The organism is Caballeronia sp. INML1, assembly GCF_023631085.1.
Taxonomy (GTDB): domain Bacteria; phylum Pseudomonadota; class Gammaproteobacteria; order Burkholderiales; family Burkholderiaceae; genus Caballeronia; species Caballeronia turbans.
In genome coordinates this window covers 15,483-34,825 of record NZ_JALQDT010000013.1, presented here as the reverse complement: position 1 = coordinate 34,825, position 19,343 = coordinate 15,483, and the positions used below count along the sequence as shown (strand labels likewise).

Genomic DNA, 19,343 nt, shown 5'->3' with positions numbered 1-19,343 from the left:
CGAGCCGCGCGCGTCGAACGCCTACTGGCTGAAAAGACGCCGCGTCGCGGGCGAGCCGGCCGGCATCCCCGCCTGCTCAAGCTTCGCATAAAGCGTCATCAACTGCTTTTCGATGGCGAGCAGCGCGGATTCGGGCAGCGGCCGCCGCTGATCGTCGACGACACGCGCGCCGATACGCTCCGAAAGCGACTTCGCGTAGTCGCACATCAGGCGAAAGGGCAGGATGTCCTCGTCGGCGACAGGCACATCGAGCACCAGCGTGATCATCTGGCCGCCCTTGTACGTGAGGTCGTCACGCAGGAAGTTGGTGTCGCCGAACTGGAGCATGAAGACGGGATTCTGCTTCGCGTCGAGCTTCACGAAACGCGTGCCGTCGCGTGAAAGCAGGAGTCCGTCCTGCGACGCCACCGCCTGCACGTAGTTCGCGGACCACGGCGCGCCGTCGGAGAGGATGTTGATCGAAAGCTGCGCGTCGCATTGCGCGGCGAACGCGTCGAGCTCGCGCGCCATGCCGACGGTCTCCATCATGTCGGGGAACTCGGGCGCGCCGTCGATGGCATCGGCGAGGCGCTGCACGCCCGTCACGAACTCGGAGAATTCGAGCTCGTTGAGCGGGCCGCTGCGGTTCGCGAGTTGCGCGGCCGCGCGCAGTTCATCATAGCGCACGCCGTTGCGCGGCAGTTCCCAGGCGGCCTCGCCCTCGGCCTTGCCTTCGATCGTGACGGGTTTCGTGCCCGCCCGACGCAGACGCTGCGCGAGCGGAATCACTCGATCGCCCGCGACCGGCGCGGCGAGCCGGATCGGCACGACGCAGTCGATGCGCCGATCCACCACCGCCGGCGGCGCCGACGAAATCGTCGTCGCGGCGGGCATCACGGGCTCGGTGCGTTCATCGTCACCGTCGATTTCGGTTTCCTGCGCGGCGCCATTGGCGGACGTCGCCTCGGCCTGCAGATCGACGGCCGTGTCGGCAGGCGCGACCGGCGGCGCCGGATTCACGCCGCCGAAGCTCGGTTCCACGCGCGCATCGCGCGGTTTGTCGTCGGCGCCCTCGACCTCGCCCGAGACCGGCTCCCGCCGCGACTGGCGCACGGGCTCGATGAACGGCTGTTCGTCGTCGGTTTCGTGGCGCGCAAGCGCATCGGCCGCTTCATCGGGCATCGGACGCGGCATCTTGCGACGCACCTTCGCGCTCTGCCACGCGTTGTACACGACCACGCCGCCCACCACCACGGCTCCGGCTCCAATCAAACCGAGTGTCAACTCGTCCATGCAGGCTCCATCATTCTTTAGATTACGAAGCGCCGCGCGATCTGTCGCACGCATCGCGCCGCGTTCCGGCTTGTCGCCGCCGCCTGGCCGATGCGCGCCACTCCGCGCCTTGACGCACGCTGCCGGATCACTGTCCGGCCCTTCATTCAATCGAAACTTTTGCGAACCGCGATGCTTCAGCCGTTCTGCGCAAAACCCGCCGCGGCTTCCATGTCCACCGCGACGATGCGCGACACGCCCTGCTCCTGCATCGTCACGCCGATCAGTTGCTGCGCCATTTCCATCGCGATCTTGTTGTGCGAAATGAACAGGAACTGCGTCTTGGCCGCCATCGCGCGCACGAGGTTCGCGAAGCGTTCCGTGTTCGCATCGTCGAGCGGCGCGTCCACTTCGTCGAGCAGACAGAACGGCGCGGGATTCAACTGGAACATCGCGAACACGAGCGCGGTCGCGGTGAGCGCCTTCTCGCCGCCCGAAAGCAGGTGGATCGTCGAATTCTTCTTGCCGGGCGGCTGCGCCATCACCTGCACGCCGGCGTCGAGGATCTCGTCGCCGGTCATGATGAGCTTCGCCTGCCCGCCGCCAAAGAGACGCGGGAACAGCTCGCCGAAGTGACGGTTCACCTCGTCGAACGTGCCTTGCAGCAGTGCGCGCGTTTCCTGGTCGATCTTCTGAATCGCGTCTTCCAGCGTGCCGATGGCGTCGTTCAGATCCGCCGACTGCGCATCGAGGAAGTGCTTGCGCTCGGTCGCCGCCGCGAGCTCTTCGAGCGCGGCCATGTTGACGGGGCCAAGCGCGGTGATCGCGTTGTTCAGGCGCGTGACCTCGCCTTGCAGATAAGACGGCTTCATGTCCGGCGTGAGCTTCGCGGCGAGCTCGGCTTCATCGACGCCCGCTGCCTGCAATTGTTCGACGAACTGCTCGCCGCTGATACGCGCGGCCTGCTCCTTCAACTGCAATTCGTTGATCTTGTCGCGCAGCGGCTGCAGCGAGCGTTCGGCCATGAGACGCTGCTCGTCGGCCTGACGCAGACGCGCGGTGAGATCGTCCAGTTCGACGCGCGCCGCATGCAAAGATTCCTCGCGCGCCGCGCGCACTTCGAGCGCGTCCTGCAGACCGGTCTGCGCCGTCTGCTCGTTGATGGTTTCGAGTTCGGCGCGGGCGTCTTCCAGCGTGCCGGCGATGCGCTCGCTCTGATCGTGCGCCGTGTCGATGTTGCGCCGGTACTCGTCGATCTTCGCGGACAGGCCGCGCACGGCGAAGCTTGCATCGCTCGCGGCGCGCTCGAGTTCGCGCAGTTCGTGACGCGCATTCGTCAGTTCTTCGTCGAGCGATTCGAACGCGAGCTGGTTGTCTTCGAAACGCGCCTGCAATTGCGCGATCTCGCCATCATGACGCTCGAACGCGGCTTCCGATTCGGCGCGCAGCGCGCGCTGCTCTTCGATCTGCGCGGCGATCTCTTCCAGTTCCTCGCCGATTTGCGTACTACGCTGCGTGTAGCGTTCGTGCGCCTGCGCGAGCTTCAGCACGTCGAGCTGCAATGCGTGGACGCGCTGCGTCGCGCGCTCCGCCGCCGCGCGCGCCTCGGCGAGCGTCTGCGAGCCTTGCGTGTGCGCGGCATCGGCGCGCACGGCGTTGGCTTTCGCTTCGTCGGACAGCAAGCCTTGAGCGCGCACCTGCTTCGTGAGGTTCTCGATTTCCTGAGCCCGCGCGAGCATGCCCGACTGCTCGGAATCCGACGCGTAGAGCTGCACACCCACGCGCGTCACGATGTGCCCCGCTTTCACGACGAACGCGGCGCCCTCCGGCAACTGATTGCGCGAGGCCAGCGCCTGCGCGATATCGTCGACGATGAACGTCGTCGCGAGCCATTCGTTGAGCACGGCGCGCAGACCCGGATCGTCGATGCGCACGAGCGACAGCAGCGGGCGCAAGCCCTCCGGCGTCTGAACCGGCTTGCCCGCGACGGGCGGCGAATAGAACGCGAGCTTGGCGGGCGGCGCATCGGTGGCGAACGCCTTGACCCAATCCAGATTCGATACTTCGAGCGCGGCAAGACGCTCGCGCAACACGGATTCGAGCGCCGCTTCCCAGCCGGGCTCGACGTGCAGCTTTTTCCACAGACGCGGCAGCGCGCCGAGCTCGTGCTTGTCGAGCCACGGCTGAATCTTGCCTTCGGTCTGCACGCTTTCCTGAAGCTGCTTCAACGCGGCGAGGCGCGCTTCGAGCTGGTGAATCTGCGCGCTTTCCTTCTGAACGCGCTCCTGCGCTTCGCGGCGCTCAGCGTCCAGGCGCGGCACCGTTTCCTGCGCATCGGCGAGGCGCGCTTGCGCTTCGGCAAGAATCTCTTCGTTTTCGGCGAGCTGTATGCGCAACTCTTCGAGATGCGCCTCGTCGGGCGCGTCCAGCCCGCTCGCTTCGCTCTTGAGCCGCTCCTGGCGCTGCTGCAATTGTTGAAGCTGCTGATCCGCGTTGCGCTGATGCGCCGCTTCGAGCTTGAGCGCCTGCTCCGCGCGCGCGATGCCCGCGCGCTCTTCGTTCAGTTGCGTCTGGTGATCCCGCCAGCGGGCTTCGAGCGCGGGCAGCGCGTCGTGCTTCGCGGCGGCGGTATCGGCTGCGATCGCGGCTTTTTCCTCGCCTTCGGCAAGCGCTTCGGTCGCGGTGTCGATCTCGTCGCGCGCCTTCTGCGCCTGCGCCTGCCATTGCTCGCGCTGCGCGGTGAGCGCGGCGATCTGCGCCTGCACGCGATTGCGCGACTCGACGATGAAGCGGATCTCCGCCTCGAGCCGGCTCACTTCGGCATTGGCTTCGTAAAGAGAGCCTTGCGCGCCCTGCATCGCGTCGCTTGCGCTGTAGTGCGCGACACGCAGCGTTTCCAGTTGCGCTTCGACTTCACGCAGACGCGCGGTCTGCGCCTCGAGCTCGACCTGCGCCTCGCGGATCGCGCGCTGCTGGCGTTCGGCTTCGTTGCCCGCTTCCTTCTTGCGCAAGAGCCACAGCAGACGCTGTTTCTCTTCGCCCTCGGTCTGCAGTTCCTTGTACTTCGTCGCGACGACCGCCTGCGCTTCGAGCTTCTCGAGATTGGTCGACAGCTCCCGGACGATGTCCTCGACGCGCGTCAGGTTCTCGCGCGTGTCATGCAGACGGTTCTCGGTCTCGCGACGGCGCTCCTTGTACTTCGACACCCCGGCAGCTTCTTCGAGGAACACGCGCAGCTCTTCCGGCTTCGCCTCGATGATGCGCGCGATCATGCCCTGCCCGATGATCGCGTAGGCACGCGGGCCGAGGCCCGTGCCGAGGAAGATGTCCTGAATGTCGCGGCGGCGCGCGGGCAGATTGTTGATGTAGTAGCTGGAGGTGCCGTCGCGCGTCAGCACGCGTTTCACGGCGATTTCGCCGTAGCTGCTCCACTGGCCGGCGGCGCGGCCGTCGGCGTTATCGAATATGAGTTCGACGCTCGCCCGGCTGCCGGGTTTGCGCGCCGTCGAGCCATTGAAGATCACGTCCTGCATCGATTCGCCGCGCAACTCGGAGGCGCGCGATTCGCCGAGCACCCAGCGCACGGCATCGATGATGTTGGACTTGCCACAGCCATTCGGTCCGACCACGCCGACGAGCTGGCCGGGGACCTGGAAATGCGTGGGATCGACGAAGGACTTGAAGCCAGCGAGTTTTATCGAGGTCAGACGCACGGCGATATCGCTGTTTGGAATTGATGACGGAGGATAGATGGCAGACGAGCCGCATTGCGGCGCGTCGATCGCATTCGGTCACGCAACGCGACGACGCATGCGTGTCCCGGCGAAGCGGACACCATCATACCATCGCGCGAGTCGATTTCTTTTTGCTTTCCGGCGCCTCTTCTACGATGTCGAGCGCTTCGGGCGCGGGAGGCGAGCGCGCTGCGCCCTGTCGATGCACCCACGCCGACAGCACGCACGCCACGACGATGCACGCGCCGCCCGCCCATTCGCGCGGGCCGGGCACTTCGCCTGCGAACAGCCACGCCGAGAGCGCGGTGACGACGAGCTCGAAGAGCATGATGATCGACGCGCGATTGGCGGGCACCCGCGCGAGCCCGACCTGCACGATCATGTTGTTGCCCGCGAGCACGACGCCCAGCCCGATCACGATAAACGTCACCGTGGGCAGGAGCGCGGCGGCGGGCGGCGCGGGCATCGGCTCGAACAGCGTGACGACAGACGCGATCAGCGCCGCGCCGCCGAAGATCACGGCCGTGCGCATCTCGGGCTTCATCGCGGGCAGGATGCGCGTGACCTTCACGACAAGCACGTTGCTCATCGCGAAGCCCATGCCGCCGACGAGACCCGCCCATTCCGCGAGATCGGCGGGCAACGGCACGCCGAGCTCGGGCGACCAGAGCATCGTCACGGCGCCCGCGAGCGAGAGCAGCGAGAGCGCCGCATCGGCGCGAGTCAGGCGTTCTTTCAGGATGAAGTGCGCGAAGATCGCGGTCCACGCGGGCGTCAGATAGAAGAGCAGCAGCACGCGCATCACCTGGCCGTGGATCGCGCCCCACACGAAACCGATATTGGTCACGCCCGCCGCCACGCCTAGCCCGACGAGCAGCCAGTGCCAGGAGAGCGTACTGATCGAGCGGCGTTTGGCGAGCAGCACGAAGACGCACGCGGCGGCGCTCGTCGTCGCGCTGGCGGCCGTGCCGGAGAGGCCCATCGCGGCGAGCATGCGCATCGGGTACCAGACGAGGCCCCACACCGAGGCGCCCAGCATGATCGCGAGCGTCGGCCATGCATTGCGCAGTCCGCGGGTCATGCCGGCGCCCCGCCCATCATGCCCTTTTCGAGCTTGTTCATTCGTGTCTTGTCCTTCGTGCCGCGCGCCGCTGCCCGCTTTCGAGCCAGGGGCGCGCGCTATAATCGTCCGCTTGCTTCGCGTCCGTTCGATGTCTTTCGATGCCTTCCTCGCAGGCGCTTTACTGCCTCGCGCGCATCGCTCACTGCTTACCGGTCACGCCGTGAATCCACTTCTCAAGAAACTTCAGCCTTATCCCTTCGAAAAGCTTCGTGCGCTCTTCAAAGGCATCGAGCCTCGCGCCGGATTCACGCCGATCAGCTTCGGCATCGGCGAGCCGAAGCATCCGACGCCGCCGCTGATCCGCGACGCGGTGATCCATGCGCTCGACGGTCTCGCCTCTTATCCGGCGACGCTCGGCAGCGAGCCGCTGCGCGCGGCGATCGCGGCATGGGTGATGCAGCGCTACGGCCTCGAATCGATCGATGCGGCGACGCAGGTCCTGCCCGTTTCCGGCTCGCGAGAAGCGCTCTTCGCGCTCGCGCAGACCGTGATCGACAGTCGTACGACGAACGCCGCCGAACCGCCCATCGTACTCTGCCCGAACCCGTTCTATCAAATCTACGAAGGCGCAGCCCTGCTCGCGGGCGCCGAGCCGTACTTCGTCAACAGCGATCCCGCGCGCAATTTCGCGTGCGACTATTCGGCGGTGCCCGAGCACATCTGGGCACGCACGCAACTGCTCTACGTGTGCTCGCCGGGCAATCCGACCGGCGCGGTGCTCACGCTCGAGAACTGGCGCGAGCTCTTCGCGCTGTCAGACAAGCACGGCTTCGTGATCGCGTCGGACGAATGCTATTCGGAAATCTATTTCGACGAGACCAATCCGCCGCTCGGCGGCCTCGAAGCGGCGCGGCTGCTCAATCGCGGCTTCGAGCGTCTCGTGATGCTCTCGAGCCTGTCGAAGCGATCGAACGTGCCCGGCATGCGCTCGGGCTTCGTCGCGGGCGATGCGTCGATCCTGAAGGACTTCCTGCTCTACCGCACCTATCACGGCGCGGCGCTGTCGACGGTGTTTCAGCGCGCGAGCGTCGTCGCGTGGCAGGATGAAACGCACGTGCGCGACAACCGCGCGAAGTATCTGAAAAAATTCCAGACAGTCACGCCGATGCTCGCCGACGTGCTCGACGTGCGCCTGCCCGACGCCGCGTTCTACCTCTGGGCGAACGTTTCGGGCACCGGGCTCACGGATACCGAGTTCGCGGCGCGCCTGTACGCCGACTATAATGTGACGGTTCTGCCGGGCTCTTTTCTCGCTCGCCTCGCGCACGGCACGAATCCCGGTGAAGGGTTCGTGCGTATCGCGCTCGTGGCCGAGACCGGGGAATGTGTCGAAGGAGCCCGCCGCATCGTCGAATTCTGCCGCTCGCTCAAGTCCTGACGCACATCGAGCGTCGCCGGTCCAATCCTCCATCCTTGATATCACTATGTCGCAACAACTTCAGAGCATCATCGATACCGCCTGGGAAAACCGCGCCGAGCTTTCGCCCAAGGCCGCGCCCGCCGAAGTCCGCGAAGCCGTCGCGCACGCAATCGAGCAACTCGACCGTGGCCAGATGCGCGTCGCCGAAAAACGTGACGGCGACTGGGTCGTGAATCAGTGGCTGAAGAAGGCCGTGCTGCTGTCGTTCCGCCTGGAAGACAACGCGCCGATGCCCGCGGGCGGCTACTCGCAGTTCTACGACAAGGTGCCTTCGAAGTTCGCGAACTACACGGCCGAAGATTTCGCGGCGGGCGGTTTCCGCGTCGTGCCGCCGGCCATCGCGCGCCGCGGCTCGTTCATCGCGAAGAACGTCGTGCTGATGCCGTCGTACACCAACATCGGCGCGTATGTCGACGAAGGCACGATGGTGGACACATGGGCCACCGTCGGCTCGTGCGCGCAGATCGGCAAGAACGTGCATCTGTCGGGCGGCGTGGGCATCGGCGGCGTGCTGGAGCCGCTGCAGGCGAACCCGGTCATCATCGAGGACAACTGCTTCATCGGCGCGCGTTCGGAAGTGGTGGAAGGCGTGATCGTCGAAGAGAATTCCGTCATTTCGATGGGCGTGTATCTCGGCCAGTCGACCAAGATCTATGACCGCGAAACCGGCGAAGTCAGCTATGGCCGCATTCCGGCGGGCTCGGTCGTCGTCGCGGGCAATCTGCCGTCGAAGGACGGCTCGCACAGCCTGTACTGCGCCGTGATCGTCAAGAAGGTCGACGCCAAGACGCGCGCGAAAGTCGGCCTCAACGAACTGCTGCGAGGCGACTGATCGTGGCGCGCGGTTCCACTCCGACCACCGTCGTCTACGGCATTCCGAATTGCGACACCGTGAAAAAAGCGCGCGTGTGGCTGGAAGAGCACGGCGTGCCGTTCGAGTTTCACGACTTCAAGAAGGCCGGCGTGTCGAATGCGCTGATTCAGGACTGGCTGAAGGACGTGCCGCTCGACCAGCTCATCAACAAGCGCGGCACGACGTGGCGCGGCTTGTCCGACGTGCACAAGGCCGAAGCCGATACGACCGGCGGCGCGATCGCGCTGATGATTCACAAGCCGTCGATCATCAAGCGGCCGGTCGTCGTCGTGAACGGGCGCGTGAAGACGCTCGGGTTTTCGGCCGAGCAGTACGAAACGCTCTTCGCCTGAGCGAACGCGATGACTGTGAACTCGACGGTCATCGCAGGATTGCTACGAGTGCCGGCCTGCGCGCCGGCATTTTTTATCGCACCGACCTAATACGACCATGTCCGCGACCCTTTCCCTCACCGAAGCGCTGATCGAACGCGCATCCGTCACGCCCGACGACCAGGCTTGTCAGGCGCTCATGATCGAGCGGCTTGCGGCGATCGGCTTCGAATGCGAAACAATCGAATCGGGCGGCGTCACCAACCTGTGGGCCGTGAGGCGCGGCACGGACGCATCGGCCAGACTGCTCGCGTTCGCCGGCCACACCGATGTCGTGCCGACGGGTCCGCTCGAACAATGGACCTCGCCACCCTTCACACCGACGCATCGCGACGGCAAGCTCTTCGGCCGCGGCGCGGCGGACATGAAGGCGTCGCTCGCGGCGTTCGTCGTGTCGAGCGAAGAGTTCGTCGCAAAACATCCGGAGCATCGCGGAACGCTCGCGTTTCTCATCACGAGCGATGAAGAAGGCCCCGCGACCGACGGCACGATCAAGGTCGTCGAAGCGTTGAAGGCGCGTGGCGTGCGGCTCGATTACTGCATCGTCGGCGAGCCGACCTCGAACGCCACGCTCGGCGACATGGTCAAGAACGGCCGGCGCGGCTCGATGACAGGCAAGCTCGTCGTCAAGGGCGTGCAGGGGCATATTGCGTATCCGCATCTCGCGAAGAATCCGGTGCATCTGCTCGCGCCGGCGCTTGCCGAACTCGTCGCCGAGCGTTGGGACGACGGCAACGAATACTTCCCGCCGACGACCTGGCAAGTGTCGAACCTGCACTCCGGCACGGGCGCGACCAACATCATTCCCGGCCACGCCGATCTGATGTTCAACTTCCGCTTCTCGACGGCGAGCACGGTCGAGAGCCTGCAAAGCCGTGTGCGCGCGATTCTCGACAGGCACGGCCTCGACTACGATCTGACATGGATCGTGAGCGGCCTGCCCTTTCTCACGCCGCGCGGCGCGCTTTCGGATGCGCTCGAAAAAGCCATCGTCGATGAAACCGGCGTGCGCACCGAACTGTCTACCTCGGGCGGAACGTCCGATGGACGCTTCATCGCGCAAATCTGCGATCAGGTCGTGGAGTTCGGCCCGCCCAACGGCACGATCCACAAGATCGACGAGCATGTCGACGTGCGCTTCATCGAGCCGCTCAAGAACGTGTACCGGCGCGTGCTCGAAGCACTGATCGCCTGAATTCAATCTCACAATAACAAGGAGCCTTCAATGGCGCTGCCCTTCACCACCGTGCGCGACCTGCTGCGCTTCGGCGTCTCGCGTTTCACCGAAGCAGGCCTGTCGTTCGGCCACGGCTCGGCCAATGCCTACGACGAAGCCGCGTATCTGATCCTGCATACGCTGCATCTGCCGCTCGACACGCTCGACCCGTTCCTCGACGCGCGCCTGCTCGACAACGAAATCGACGCCGTCATGAAAGTGATCGAGCGCCGCGCGAAGGAGCGCATTCCCGCCGCGTACATCACGCAGGAAGCGTGGATGCACGGCCGCCGCTTCTACGTCGACGAGCGCGTGATCGTGCCGCGTTCGTTCATCGGCGAGTTGCTGCAGGACGGCTTGCAGCCGTATGTCGCCGATCCGGATCAGGTCACGCGCGTGCTCGAGCTGTGCACCGGCTCCGGCTGTCTCGCGATCCTCGCCGCGCAAGCCTTCGAAAACGCCGATGTCGATGCCGTCGACATCTCGGCCGATGCGCTCGCGGTCGCGCGCCGCAACGTCGACGAATACGGGCTCGACGCGCGCGTGAGCCTCTACGAAGGTGACCTGTACGCGCCGCTGCCGCCGGCGCGTTACGAGGTGATCATCACCAATCCGCCCTACGTCAACGCACAGGCGATGCAGGCGCTGCCGGAAGAGTACCGGCACGAGCCCGAGCTCGCGCTCGCGGGCGGCGCGGATGGCATGGACGTCGTGCGGCGCATCGTGCGCGACGCGCGCAAGTGGCTGACCGAAGACGGCGTGCTCGTCGTCGAAATCGGCAACGAGCGGCCGAACGTGGAAGCCGCGCTCGGCGGTCTCGATCTCGTCTGGCTCTCGACGAGCGCCGGCGACGACAACGTGTTCCTGATCCAGGCCGCCGATCTTCCGGCGTGAGCCTTCCGCTCAGGCGAACGTTGCGGCGCACGCGCGGCAACGTTCGCTAACACTTCGCGGGAAAGGGTTGGGTAATATGGCAACTCGCCAATAGCGAGGCCCTTCGCTCCTCCCCGCGTCTATGCAAGCATCCGACTGGCTACACCTCGGCACGCTCGTGATGGCCGCGCATGTGCTCGGCGTGATCGCCGCCATCCATGCCGTCATCAACACTCGCACGTCACAAGGCGCGGTGGCGTGGGCGGTGTCGCTCGTCGCGATGCCCTACTTCACGCTGATTCCCTATCTCTTCCTCGGCCGCAGCAAGTTTGCGGGCTATATCGACGAGCGTCGGCTGGAGATCGAGATCCTGCGCAGCCGCTCGAAGCCCGCCGAATGGGACTCCGGCGCACGCAGCGATGCGCCCGAAGCCGCTGCGCTCGTCGATGCCACCGGCGTGCGCGGCGAAATCGCGCCGGGACCGGCGTCCTATCTCGGCAATCCGACGATCCGCACCTTGCAGCGACTTTCCGGCATGCCGTTTTTGCGCGGCAACTCGGCGCGCGTGCTCATCAATGGCGACGCCACGTTCACGGCTATCCTCGAAGCCATAGCCGCAGCGGAACACTATGTGGTCGTGCAGTTTTTCATCGTGCGCGCCGACGCGCTCGGCGAATTGCTCAAGGACGCGCTCATCAAGAAAGCCCAGGCCGGCGTGCGCGTGTATTTCCTGTACGACAGCATCGGCAGCTTCGACCTGCCGCATCGCTACGTGAGCGCGCTGCGCGCGGGCGGCGTCGAGGCGCATCCGTTCGCGGCCACCCGCAAGTTCGTGCACCGTTTCCAGATCAACTTCCGCAATCATCGGAAGATCGTCGTGGTGGACGGCAAGCGCGCGTTCGTCGGCGGGCACAACGTCGGCGTCGAATATCTCGGCGGCAATCCGCGGCTCTCGCCGTGGCGCGACACGCACGTGGAAGTGCGCGGGCCGGCGGTCGCGAGCATCCAGTTCGTGTTCACCGAAGACTGGTACTGGGCGACGCAGCGTCTGCCCGAACTCGGCCCCGCGCCGCATTCGGACGAGAACATGCACTGCATGGTGCTGTCGAGCGGTCCCGCCGACAAACAGGAGACCTGCTCGCTCTTTTTCGTCGAGGCGATCAACGCGGCGCGCGAGCGCATCTGGATCACATCGCCCTATCTGATTCCCGACGAAGCCGTATTTTCGGCGCTCAGGCTTGCGGTGATGCGCGGCGTGGACGTGCGCATCCTGATTCCGAGCCGTCGCGACCATCGCGTGGTCTTCGCGGCATCCCGGCTGTATGCGTACGACCTCGTTCAGGCGGGCGTGCGCATCTTCCGCTACAGGCCGGGCTTTCTGCATCAGAAGGTCGTGCTCGTCGACGACATCGCCGCGTCGATCGGCAGCGCGAATCTCGACAACCGGTCGTTTCGCCTTAACTTCGAAATCACGGTGCTGACGGTCGATCGCGCGTTCGCGAGCCAGGTCGAATCGATGCTGCTCGCCGACTTCGCGGATTCCTTCGAGATCGACAGCAACGACTACCGCGGCAAGACGTTCTGGCTCCGCATGGCGATGCACGTCGCGCGCCTTTTCTCGCCGATCCTCTGAACGCGCGCGCCGCTCAGAGCAGTTTCTCGATGTCGTCCGTGATCGATTCGGGCTTCGTCTGCGGCGCAAAACGCTTGACGACGCTCCCTTTCCGGTCGACCAGGAACTTCGTGAAGTTCCATTTGATGGCCTCGATGCCGAGCAGGCCGGGTTCCTTGTCCTTCAGATACTTGTAGAGCGGATGCGCGTTCGCGCCGTTCACCTCGATCTTGGCGAACATCGGAAACGTCACGCCGTAGTTTTTCTCGCAGAACGCGCCGATCTGCCCCGCGTCGCCCGGTTCCTGCTTGCCGAACTGGTTGCACGGAAAACCCAGCACCTCGAAACCGCGCCCCGCAAATTGCTGATAGATCTCCTGCAAACCCTTGTACTGCGGTGTGAAACCGCATTCGCTCGCCGTATTCACGATGAGCAGCACCTTGTCGCGGTAGATGTCGAGACCGACGGTCGCGCCGTCGAGTGTTTCGGCCGAAAAGCCGTAGATGCCTTCGTTGGCTGCGCTCATGGCGTGCTCCGCGAAATGAAGTCGGTGAATGATAGGCGATGCTAACCCGGCGCGCGTTCGCCTGCCATCGGCCGAACGGCCGACCCCTGCCTCGCAACCGGTCCAGTCTAAAATAGCGCTTTCCCTCAAAGCCGCGCCCTTTTCGCCGCCAATCCGACGTGATCCGCTTCAATCAGTTCAGCCTGTCCCGCGGCACCAAGCCGCTCTTCGAAGACACGAGCTTCACGCTCAATCCGGGCGAGAAAGCCGGTCTCGTCGGCGCGAACGGCGCAGGCAAGTCCACGCTCTTTTCCGTGCTGCGCGGCGAGTTGCACGCGGACGGCGGCGATTTCTCGATGCCGCCGTCGTGGCGCATCGCGCATGTCGCGCAGGAAACGCCCGCAGTGGACCGCAGCGCGCTCGACTACACGCTCGATGGCGACACGCATCTGCGCGAGATCGAAGCGCGCATCGCGGCGGCCTCCGCCGCGCACGAAGGCGCAGCCGAAGCGGAAGCCCACGCCGCCTTCGCGGACGCCGACGGCTACACCGCGCCCGCGCGCGCCGAAACGCTGCTGCTCGGCCTCGGCTTCACGCTTGAGCAGACGCGCGAGCCGGTAACGAGCTTTTCGGGCGGCTGGCGCATGCGCCTGAATCTCGCTCAGGCGCTGATGTGCCCGTCCGACCTGCTGCTTCTCGATGAGCCGACCAACCACCTCGACCTCGACGCCATCGTCTGGCTGGAAGACTGGCTCGGCCGCTATCCGGGCACGCTCGTCGTCATTTCGCACGACCGCGAGTTTCTCGATTCGGTCTGCAATGTCACGCTGCATCTCGAGAATCGTCAGGTGAAGCGTTACGGCGGCAATTACAGCCAGTTCGAAGTGCTGCGCGCGCAGCAGATCGCGCTGCAGCAGAGCGCGTATGAAAAGCAGCAGAAGACCGTCGCGCATCTGCAGAGCTTCATCGACCGCTTCAAGGCCAAGGCGACCAAGGCGAAACAGGCGCAAAGCCGGGTGAAGGCGCTGGAGAAGATGGAGCTGATCGCGCCCGCGCATGCGAGTTCGCCCTTCACGTTCGAATTCCGCGAGCCCGATGCCGCGCCCAATCCGATGATGGTCATGGAGAGCGTGCGCTGCGGCTATCACAACGATGCAGGCGACGAGATTCCGATCGTCGAGGGCGTGACGATGTCGATCCAGAACGGACAGCGCATCGGGTTGCTCGGCGCGAACGGCCAGGGCAAGTCGACGCTCATCAAAACGCTCGCGCAGACGCTCGAACCGCTCTCTGGCGGCGTCCGGCAGGGCAAGGGCCTGAAAATCGGCTATTTCGCGCAGCATCAGCTCGAAACACTGCGCCCCGACGATTCGGCGCTTGCCCATCTCGCGCGCCTCGCGCCCGACACGCGCGAGCAGGAACTGCGCGATTTCCTCGGCAGCTTCAACTTCTCCGGCGACATGGCGACAGCGAAAATCGCGCCCTTCTCGGGCGGCGAGAAGGCGCGGCTCGCGCTGGCGCTCATCATCTGGCAGAAGCCGAATCTGCTGTTGCTCGACGAGCCGACCAATCACCTGGACCTCGAAACGCGCCACGCTTTGACGATGGCGCTCGCGCAATTCGAAGGCACGCTCATTCTCGTGTCGCACGACCGGCATCTGCTGCGCGCGACGACCGATACCTTCATGCTCGTCGCGAAACATCGCCTGAGCCCGTTCGACGGCGATCTCGATGACTACCGCGACTGGCTCCTGCAACACGCCGCCGAGACGCGCGCGGCGGCAAAGGAAGCCGGCGGCGCGGCATCGGGCGACGCGCAGGACAGCGGGCTCAATCGCAAGGAACAGCGTCGGCAGGAAGCTCAGGAGAGGCAGAAGCTCGCGCATCTGAAGAAGCCGCTGCAGTCGCGCATCGCGAAAATCGAGAAGGAGATGGAGAAGCTCAACGCGGAGAAGACGCAGCTCGATGCGTTCGTCGCCGACCCGGTGAGCTACGAAGCCGCCATGAAGGCGAAGCTCACCGAGACGATCCGCCGTCAGGGCGAAGTCAATGCGCGCCTCGAAACGCTCGAAATGGAGTGGCTGGAAGCGCACGAGGAACTGGAGCAAATCGGCTCATAACCGGAGATCGACGACTTGACGCCTTCTCTCACCGGCCTGCGCGTGCTGGATCTGACGCGGCTGCTTCCCGGTCCCGTCGCCACCTTGCGTCTCGCCGAACTCGGCGCGGACGTGCTCAAAATCGAGCCGCCTGGTGAAGGCGACTACGCGCGCACGATGCTGCAAACCGAAGCCGACCGGCAAAGCGGTACGCCGAGCGCGTTCTATCGCATCGTCAATCGTGGCAAGCGGCAGCTCACGCTCGATCTCAAGACGGACGAAGGCCGCGCGAAGCTCATCGAACTCGCGCGGGACGCGGATGTGCTGGTCGAGAGCTTCCGCCCTTCGGTGATGGCGCGCCTCGGCGTCGGCTATGACGTATTGCGCGAGGCGAATCCGAAGATCGTCTATTGCGCGATCACGGGTTTCGGCAGCGACGGTCCGTTCGCGCACAAGGCCGGTCACGATTTGAACTACATCGCCTATGCGGGCGTGCTCGATCAGCTCGCGACGCGCGACGGCACGCCCGTCGCACCGGGTTTTCAGCTGGCGGATCTGCTCGGCGGGGCACTCTCGGCCGTCATGGAAATACTCGCGGCGGCGTGGCATGTCGCCCGCGGCGGCGAAGGGCGCTGTCTGAACGTCTCGATGACGCACGCGACGCACGCCCACAACGTGATGGCGCACATCGCGCTCGCCAGCGCCAATGAATCGGGGACGCACGCCGGCGCGGGCCTTCTGAACGGCGGCGTGCCCTGTTACGACGTATATCGCACGCGCGATGACCGCTTCGTCGCGGTCGGCGCACTGGAACTGAAGTTCTGGCAGACGTTGTGCGAGGCGCTCGGCCGCCCCGACTGGGCGACGCGGCACTGGAGCCTCGGCCAGGCGATCGGCGGCGCGGATGCGGCGGAATTGTCGGCGGAGCTTGCCGCGCGCTTTCGCGAACGCACGCGCGACGAATGGATGACTCTGCTGGAGCCGCTCGATTGCTGCGTCGCGCCTGTACTCACACCCGCCGAAGCGGCGGCGCATCCGCTCTTTCGCGGCGACGCAACCTGAAAAGCGGAAAGCCTACCGCCGAGGCAAGACCTGGCGCGGCTGGTGTTCGTCGTCGATGAGCACGTGCTTGCGGCCCGTCACATGCTGGCGAATGGTCGCGACGACTTCGTCCTCGGTGATGTCGGCCGCGACGACGCGTCGCGAGATCTGCCCTTGCTCGTCGATCCATTCGACGATTCGGCAACCGCTTCCCCAAGGCTGCTGAAGCGGCGCGGAAACGCGGCATCCGCGCAGATGGAACGCGGGCTTCGGCCGGGTTGATTTGGCGTGTTTCAATGCGTGGTCCTCTCGATCCTTCCGGTCACTTCGCTTCTTGCGCCGCCTTTTAGCGAAGTTGGCCGCGAACTTACCCTAATGAGGTAGCCCTGCAAGGATAGAAAAACCGCGCATCGCTTGGGTTACATTGAGCAACCGGATTCTTACGCCGCGTTACGAAGGGTCCGATCAACCGGTTATTCGAGGTCGCGAACCCGGTCGATCGCTTCCTCGATACGGTCCACCGCGACCACCTTCAGACCGTCGATCGCCTGTTTCGGCGCGTTCGCCTTCGGAATCAGCGCCATCGAGAAACCGAGCTTCGCGGCTTCCTTCAGACGGTCCTGACCGCGCGGCGAGGGCCGGATCTCGCCCGCCAGGCCTACTTCTCCGAATGTGATGAGGCCCTTGGGCAGCGGCTTGTTGCGCATCGACGAGTGAATGGCGAGCAGCACGGCCAGATCGGCGGCGGGCTCGGTGATCTTCACGCCGCCGACCGCATTCAGGAACACGTCCTGATCGAAGCACGCGATGCCCGCGTGCCTGTGCAACACCGCCAGCAAGAGCGCCAGCCGGTTCTGCTCGAGACCGACCGCGAGCCGGCGCGGATTGGGCACGTGCGCCGTATCGACGAGCGCCTGCACCTCGACCAGCAGCGGCCGCGAGCCTTCCTGCGTCACGAGCACGCACGAACCCGGGACACTCTGCTCGTGCTGCGACAGGAACAGCGCCGACGGATTCGCGACGCCGCGCAAGCCTTTTTCCGTCATCGCGAAGACGCCGAGCTCGTTGACCGCGCCGAATCGATTCTTGAACGCGCGCACGAGCCTGAACGACGAATGCGTATCGCCCTCGAAATACAGCACCGTATCGACGATGTGCTCGAGCACGCGCGGCCCCGCGAGACTGCCCTCCTTCGTCACGTGACCGACCATGATGATCGACGTGCCCGTCTGCTTGGCAATGCGCGTCAGTTGCGCCGCGCACTCGCGCACCTGTGCGACCGAGCCGGGTGCGGACGTCAGCGCCTCCGAGTAGATGGTCTGGATGGAATCGATCACAGCGACTTCCGGGCGGTGCTCGTCGATCGTCGCCTGAATTTTTTCGAGCTGGATTTCCGCCAGCAGCGCAAGATCGCCCGCCGCGCTCGCGTCGCCGATCAGCCCGAGGCGCTGCGCGCGCAACGCGATCTGCGCGCCGGACTCCTCGCCGCTCACATAGAGCGCGGGCCGCTCGCGCGCGATCTCGGCGAGCGATTGCAACAGAAGCGTCGATTTGCCGATGCCCGGATCGCCGCCGATCAGAACCACGCCGCCCGGCACCAGCCCGCCGCCGAGAACACGGTCGAATTCACCGACTCCAGTCGTGAAGCGCGGCACGTCCGACGCCTCGATTTCGGCGAGCTTTCGCACCGGCGAACTCTTCGCGAGCGCCTGAAAGCGATGCGCGGATGCCGCCTGTTCCACCGATTCCACCAGCGTGTTCCACGCCCCGCACGCGGCGCACTGGCCGGTCCATTTCGGCGCCTGTCCGCCGCATTCGCTACACGTATAGAGCGTTTTTGCTTTTGCTGCTTTCGCCACACAGAGCCTTGCTTCGAATTGCGTTAATGATGCTGAAAGAGTTACTCCGCGCGCACCGGCACGCGCTGCGCGATCGCGCACATGAGTTCATAGCCGACGGTGCCCGCCGCACTGGCAACGTCGTCGATCGGCAGATTCGCGCCCCACAGCTCGACGCGCGAGCCGATGCCCGCGCTGGGGCACGGGGTGAGGTCGACCGTCAGCATGTCCATCGACACGCGGCCGACGAGCTTCGTCCTCACGCCATCGACGATCACGGGCGTGCCTTCCGGCGCCACGCGCGGATACCCGTCCGCGTAGCCGCACGCGACCACGCCGACGCGCATCGGCGCGTTCGCCGTATAGGTGGAGCCATAACCGATGCTGCTTCCCGCGTCGACGGTCTGCACGGCAATCAGCTCGGACTGGAACGTCATCGCGGGTTTGAGCCCGGTGCCGGCGATGTCGGCGGTGACGCCCGAAGGCGACGCGCCGTAGAGCATGATGCCCGGCCGCACCCAGTCCACATGCGCGTCCGGGTGCCACAGCACGGCCGCCGAATTGGCGAGGCTGCGTGCGCCCGCAATGCCTTCCGCGCCGCGCTCGAATGCCTCCAGTTGATGCGCAATGCCGCGCGGGCCGTCGGCATCGGAAAAATGGGTCATGAGCGTGATCTGGCCGACGCCCTGCACGGCGCGCGCCCGCTCCCACGCGGCGCGAAATTTCTCCGGCGTGTAACCGAGGCGGTTCATGCCGCTGTTCATCTTCAGCTGGATGTTGATGGGCTTCGAGAGGCGCGCCATTTCCAGCATGCGCAACTGCTCGTCGCAGTGAACGGCCGTGGTCAGGCTGTAGCGGTCGATTACGTCGATGTCCGTGGGCCGGAAAAAGCCCTCGAGCAAAAGAATCGGCCCCGCCCAGCCCAGTTCACGCAACTTCGCGGCTTCTTCGAGGTCGAGAAGGCCAAAGCCGTCCGTCGCGCGCAACCCGGGGAACGCCCGGGCGAGTCCGTGGCCATACGCATTGGCCTTGACGACGGCCCAGATCTTGGATTTCGGCGCGTACTTGCGTGCAATGGCGAGGTTGTTGGCGAGTGCGGCGGTGTGAATCGTTGCAGAAAGGGGGCGAGGCATGAGCGTTTGGTGGAATTGCAGTGAGTGCGGTCAAAAAGGTGAGCATACGACAGCGGGACGCGCCGCGCTGCTCCGACCGGGACGCCTTGCGAATCAGTATGTTATGAGGAATCTCAGGCACGAACGTGTCATTTCTCGCCCGATCGAGATTACTGCTAGTCAGAATGCGCCTATTTTCGTGTTATAAAGCCGTGCGCACAACCCATTTCGAAAGGCATAAGCCCGAGTGCATGACAGGCGCTCGGGGCGGATC

Annotated in this window: 15 protein-coding genes; 8 read left to right on the top strand and 7 right to left on the bottom strand. The window is 65.1% G+C overall.

Annotated elements, in window-relative coordinates; all coding sequences use genetic code 11:
- Positions 1-21: 21 nt before the first annotated feature.
- The 3 genes from NCR38_RS05595 to NCR38_RS05585 all read right to left on the bottom strand — a co-directional run bounded on the left by NCR38_RS05595 (position 22) and on the right by NCR38_RS05585 (position 6,066).
- Positions 22-1,272: a cell division protein ZipA C-terminal FtsZ-binding domain-containing protein gene (locus NCR38_RS05595; RefSeq protein WP_061117574.1), complete on the bottom strand. Its 1,251-nt coding sequence runs from the start codon at positions 1,270-1,272 to the stop codon at positions 22-24.
- 176 nt (positions 1,273-1,448) lie between these two features.
- Complete coding sequence (smc, locus tag NCR38_RS05590; RefSeq protein WP_061117575.1) at positions 1,449-4,964, bottom strand: chromosome segregation protein SMC; 3,516 nt, start codon at positions 4,962-4,964, stop codon at positions 1,449-1,451.
- A gap of 124 nt (positions 4,965-5,088) precedes the next feature.
- Positions 5,089-6,066 carry a DMT family transporter gene (locus NCR38_RS05585; RefSeq protein ID WP_061117576.1) on the bottom strand — a complete coding sequence of 326 codons (978 nt, stop codon included), beginning with the start codon at positions 6,064-6,066 and terminating at the stop codon, positions 5,089-5,091.
- Between the two features lie 202 nt (positions 6,067-6,268).
- Between NCR38_RS05585 and dapC the strand changes: the two genes are divergently transcribed.
- From dapC to cls, 6 genes are all read left to right on the top strand, one after another.
- Positions 6,269-7,486, top strand: a complete 1,218-nt coding sequence (gene dapC / locus NCR38_RS05580; protein WP_061117636.1) for a succinyldiaminopimelate transaminase — start codon at positions 6,269-6,271, stop codon at positions 7,484-7,486.
- Between the two features lie 46 nt (positions 7,487-7,532).
- Positions 7,533-8,360, top strand: a complete 828-nt coding sequence (gene dapD / locus NCR38_RS05575; protein ID WP_061117577.1) for a 2,3,4,5-tetrahydropyridine-2,6-dicarboxylate N-succinyltransferase — start codon at positions 7,533-7,535, stop codon at positions 8,358-8,360.
- Positions 8,361-8,362: 2 nt separating this feature from the next.
- Complete coding sequence (locus tag NCR38_RS05570) at positions 8,363-8,734, top strand: ArsC family reductase (RefSeq protein WP_061117578.1); 372 nt, start codon at positions 8,363-8,365, stop codon at positions 8,732-8,734.
- 97 nt (positions 8,735-8,831) lie between these two features.
- The gene (dapE, locus tag NCR38_RS05565; protein ID WP_061117579.1) at positions 8,832-9,968 is read left to right on the top strand and encodes a succinyl-diaminopimelate desuccinylase; all 1,137 of its coding nucleotides are present in this window, start codon (positions 8,832-8,834) and stop codon (positions 9,966-9,968) included.
- Positions 9,969-9,998: 30 nt separating this feature from the next.
- Positions 9,999-10,883: a 50S ribosomal protein L3 N(5)-glutamine methyltransferase gene (gene prmB / locus NCR38_RS05560; protein WP_061117580.1), complete on the top strand. Its 885-nt coding sequence runs from the start codon at positions 9,999-10,001 to the stop codon at positions 10,881-10,883.
- 121 nt (positions 10,884-11,004) lie between these two features.
- A complete protein-coding gene (gene cls, locus NCR38_RS05555) occupies positions 11,005-12,495 on the top strand; it encodes a cardiolipin synthase (RefSeq protein WP_061117581.1) in 1,491 nt (496 codons plus the stop codon).
- 13 nt (positions 12,496-12,508) lie between these two features.
- Here the strand turns inward: cls and NCR38_RS05550 are convergent, their stop codons facing one another.
- Positions 12,509-13,000, bottom strand: coding sequence for a glutathione peroxidase (locus NCR38_RS05550; RefSeq protein ID WP_061117582.1), 492 nt, complete (start codon positions 12,998-13,000; stop codon positions 12,509-12,511).
- 158 nt (positions 13,001-13,158) lie between these two features.
- Between NCR38_RS05550 and NCR38_RS05545 the strand changes: the two genes are divergently transcribed.
- Both NCR38_RS05545 and NCR38_RS05540 read left to right on the top strand, forming a co-directional pair.
- Entirely contained in the window at positions 13,159-15,099 is a 1,941-nt protein-coding gene (locus NCR38_RS05545; RefSeq protein WP_250476549.1) for an ATP-binding cassette domain-containing protein, read from the top strand.
- Positions 15,100-15,114: 15 nt separating this feature from the next.
- Positions 15,115-16,140: a CaiB/BaiF CoA-transferase family protein gene (locus NCR38_RS05540; RefSeq protein WP_250476548.1), complete on the top strand. Its 1,026-nt coding sequence runs from the start codon at positions 15,115-15,117 to the stop codon at positions 16,138-16,140.
- A gap of 12 nt (positions 16,141-16,152) precedes the next feature.
- On the opposite strand, the gene NCR38_RS05535 is transcribed toward NCR38_RS05540, so the two are convergent.
- The 3 genes from NCR38_RS05535 to alr form a co-directional block, all read right to left on the bottom strand.
- Positions 16,153-16,416 (bottom strand): DUF2866 domain-containing protein, encoded by a 264-nt coding sequence (locus tag NCR38_RS05535; protein ID WP_061117585.1) that lies wholly within the window; start codon positions 16,414-16,416, stop codon positions 16,153-16,155.
- A 176-nt stretch (positions 16,417-16,592) separates the two neighbouring features.
- On the bottom strand, positions 16,593-17,978 hold the full coding sequence (radA, locus tag NCR38_RS05530; RefSeq protein ID WP_061117586.1) for a DNA repair protein RadA: 1,386 nt from the start codon (positions 17,976-17,978) through the stop codon (positions 16,593-16,595).
- 41 nt (positions 17,979-18,019) lie between these two features.
- The gene (alr, locus tag NCR38_RS05525; protein ID WP_061117587.1) at positions 18,020-19,090 is read right to left on the bottom strand and encodes an alanine racemase; all 1,071 of its coding nucleotides are present in this window, start codon (positions 19,088-19,090) and stop codon (positions 18,020-18,022) included.
- Positions 19,091-19,343: the final 253 nt, after the last annotated feature.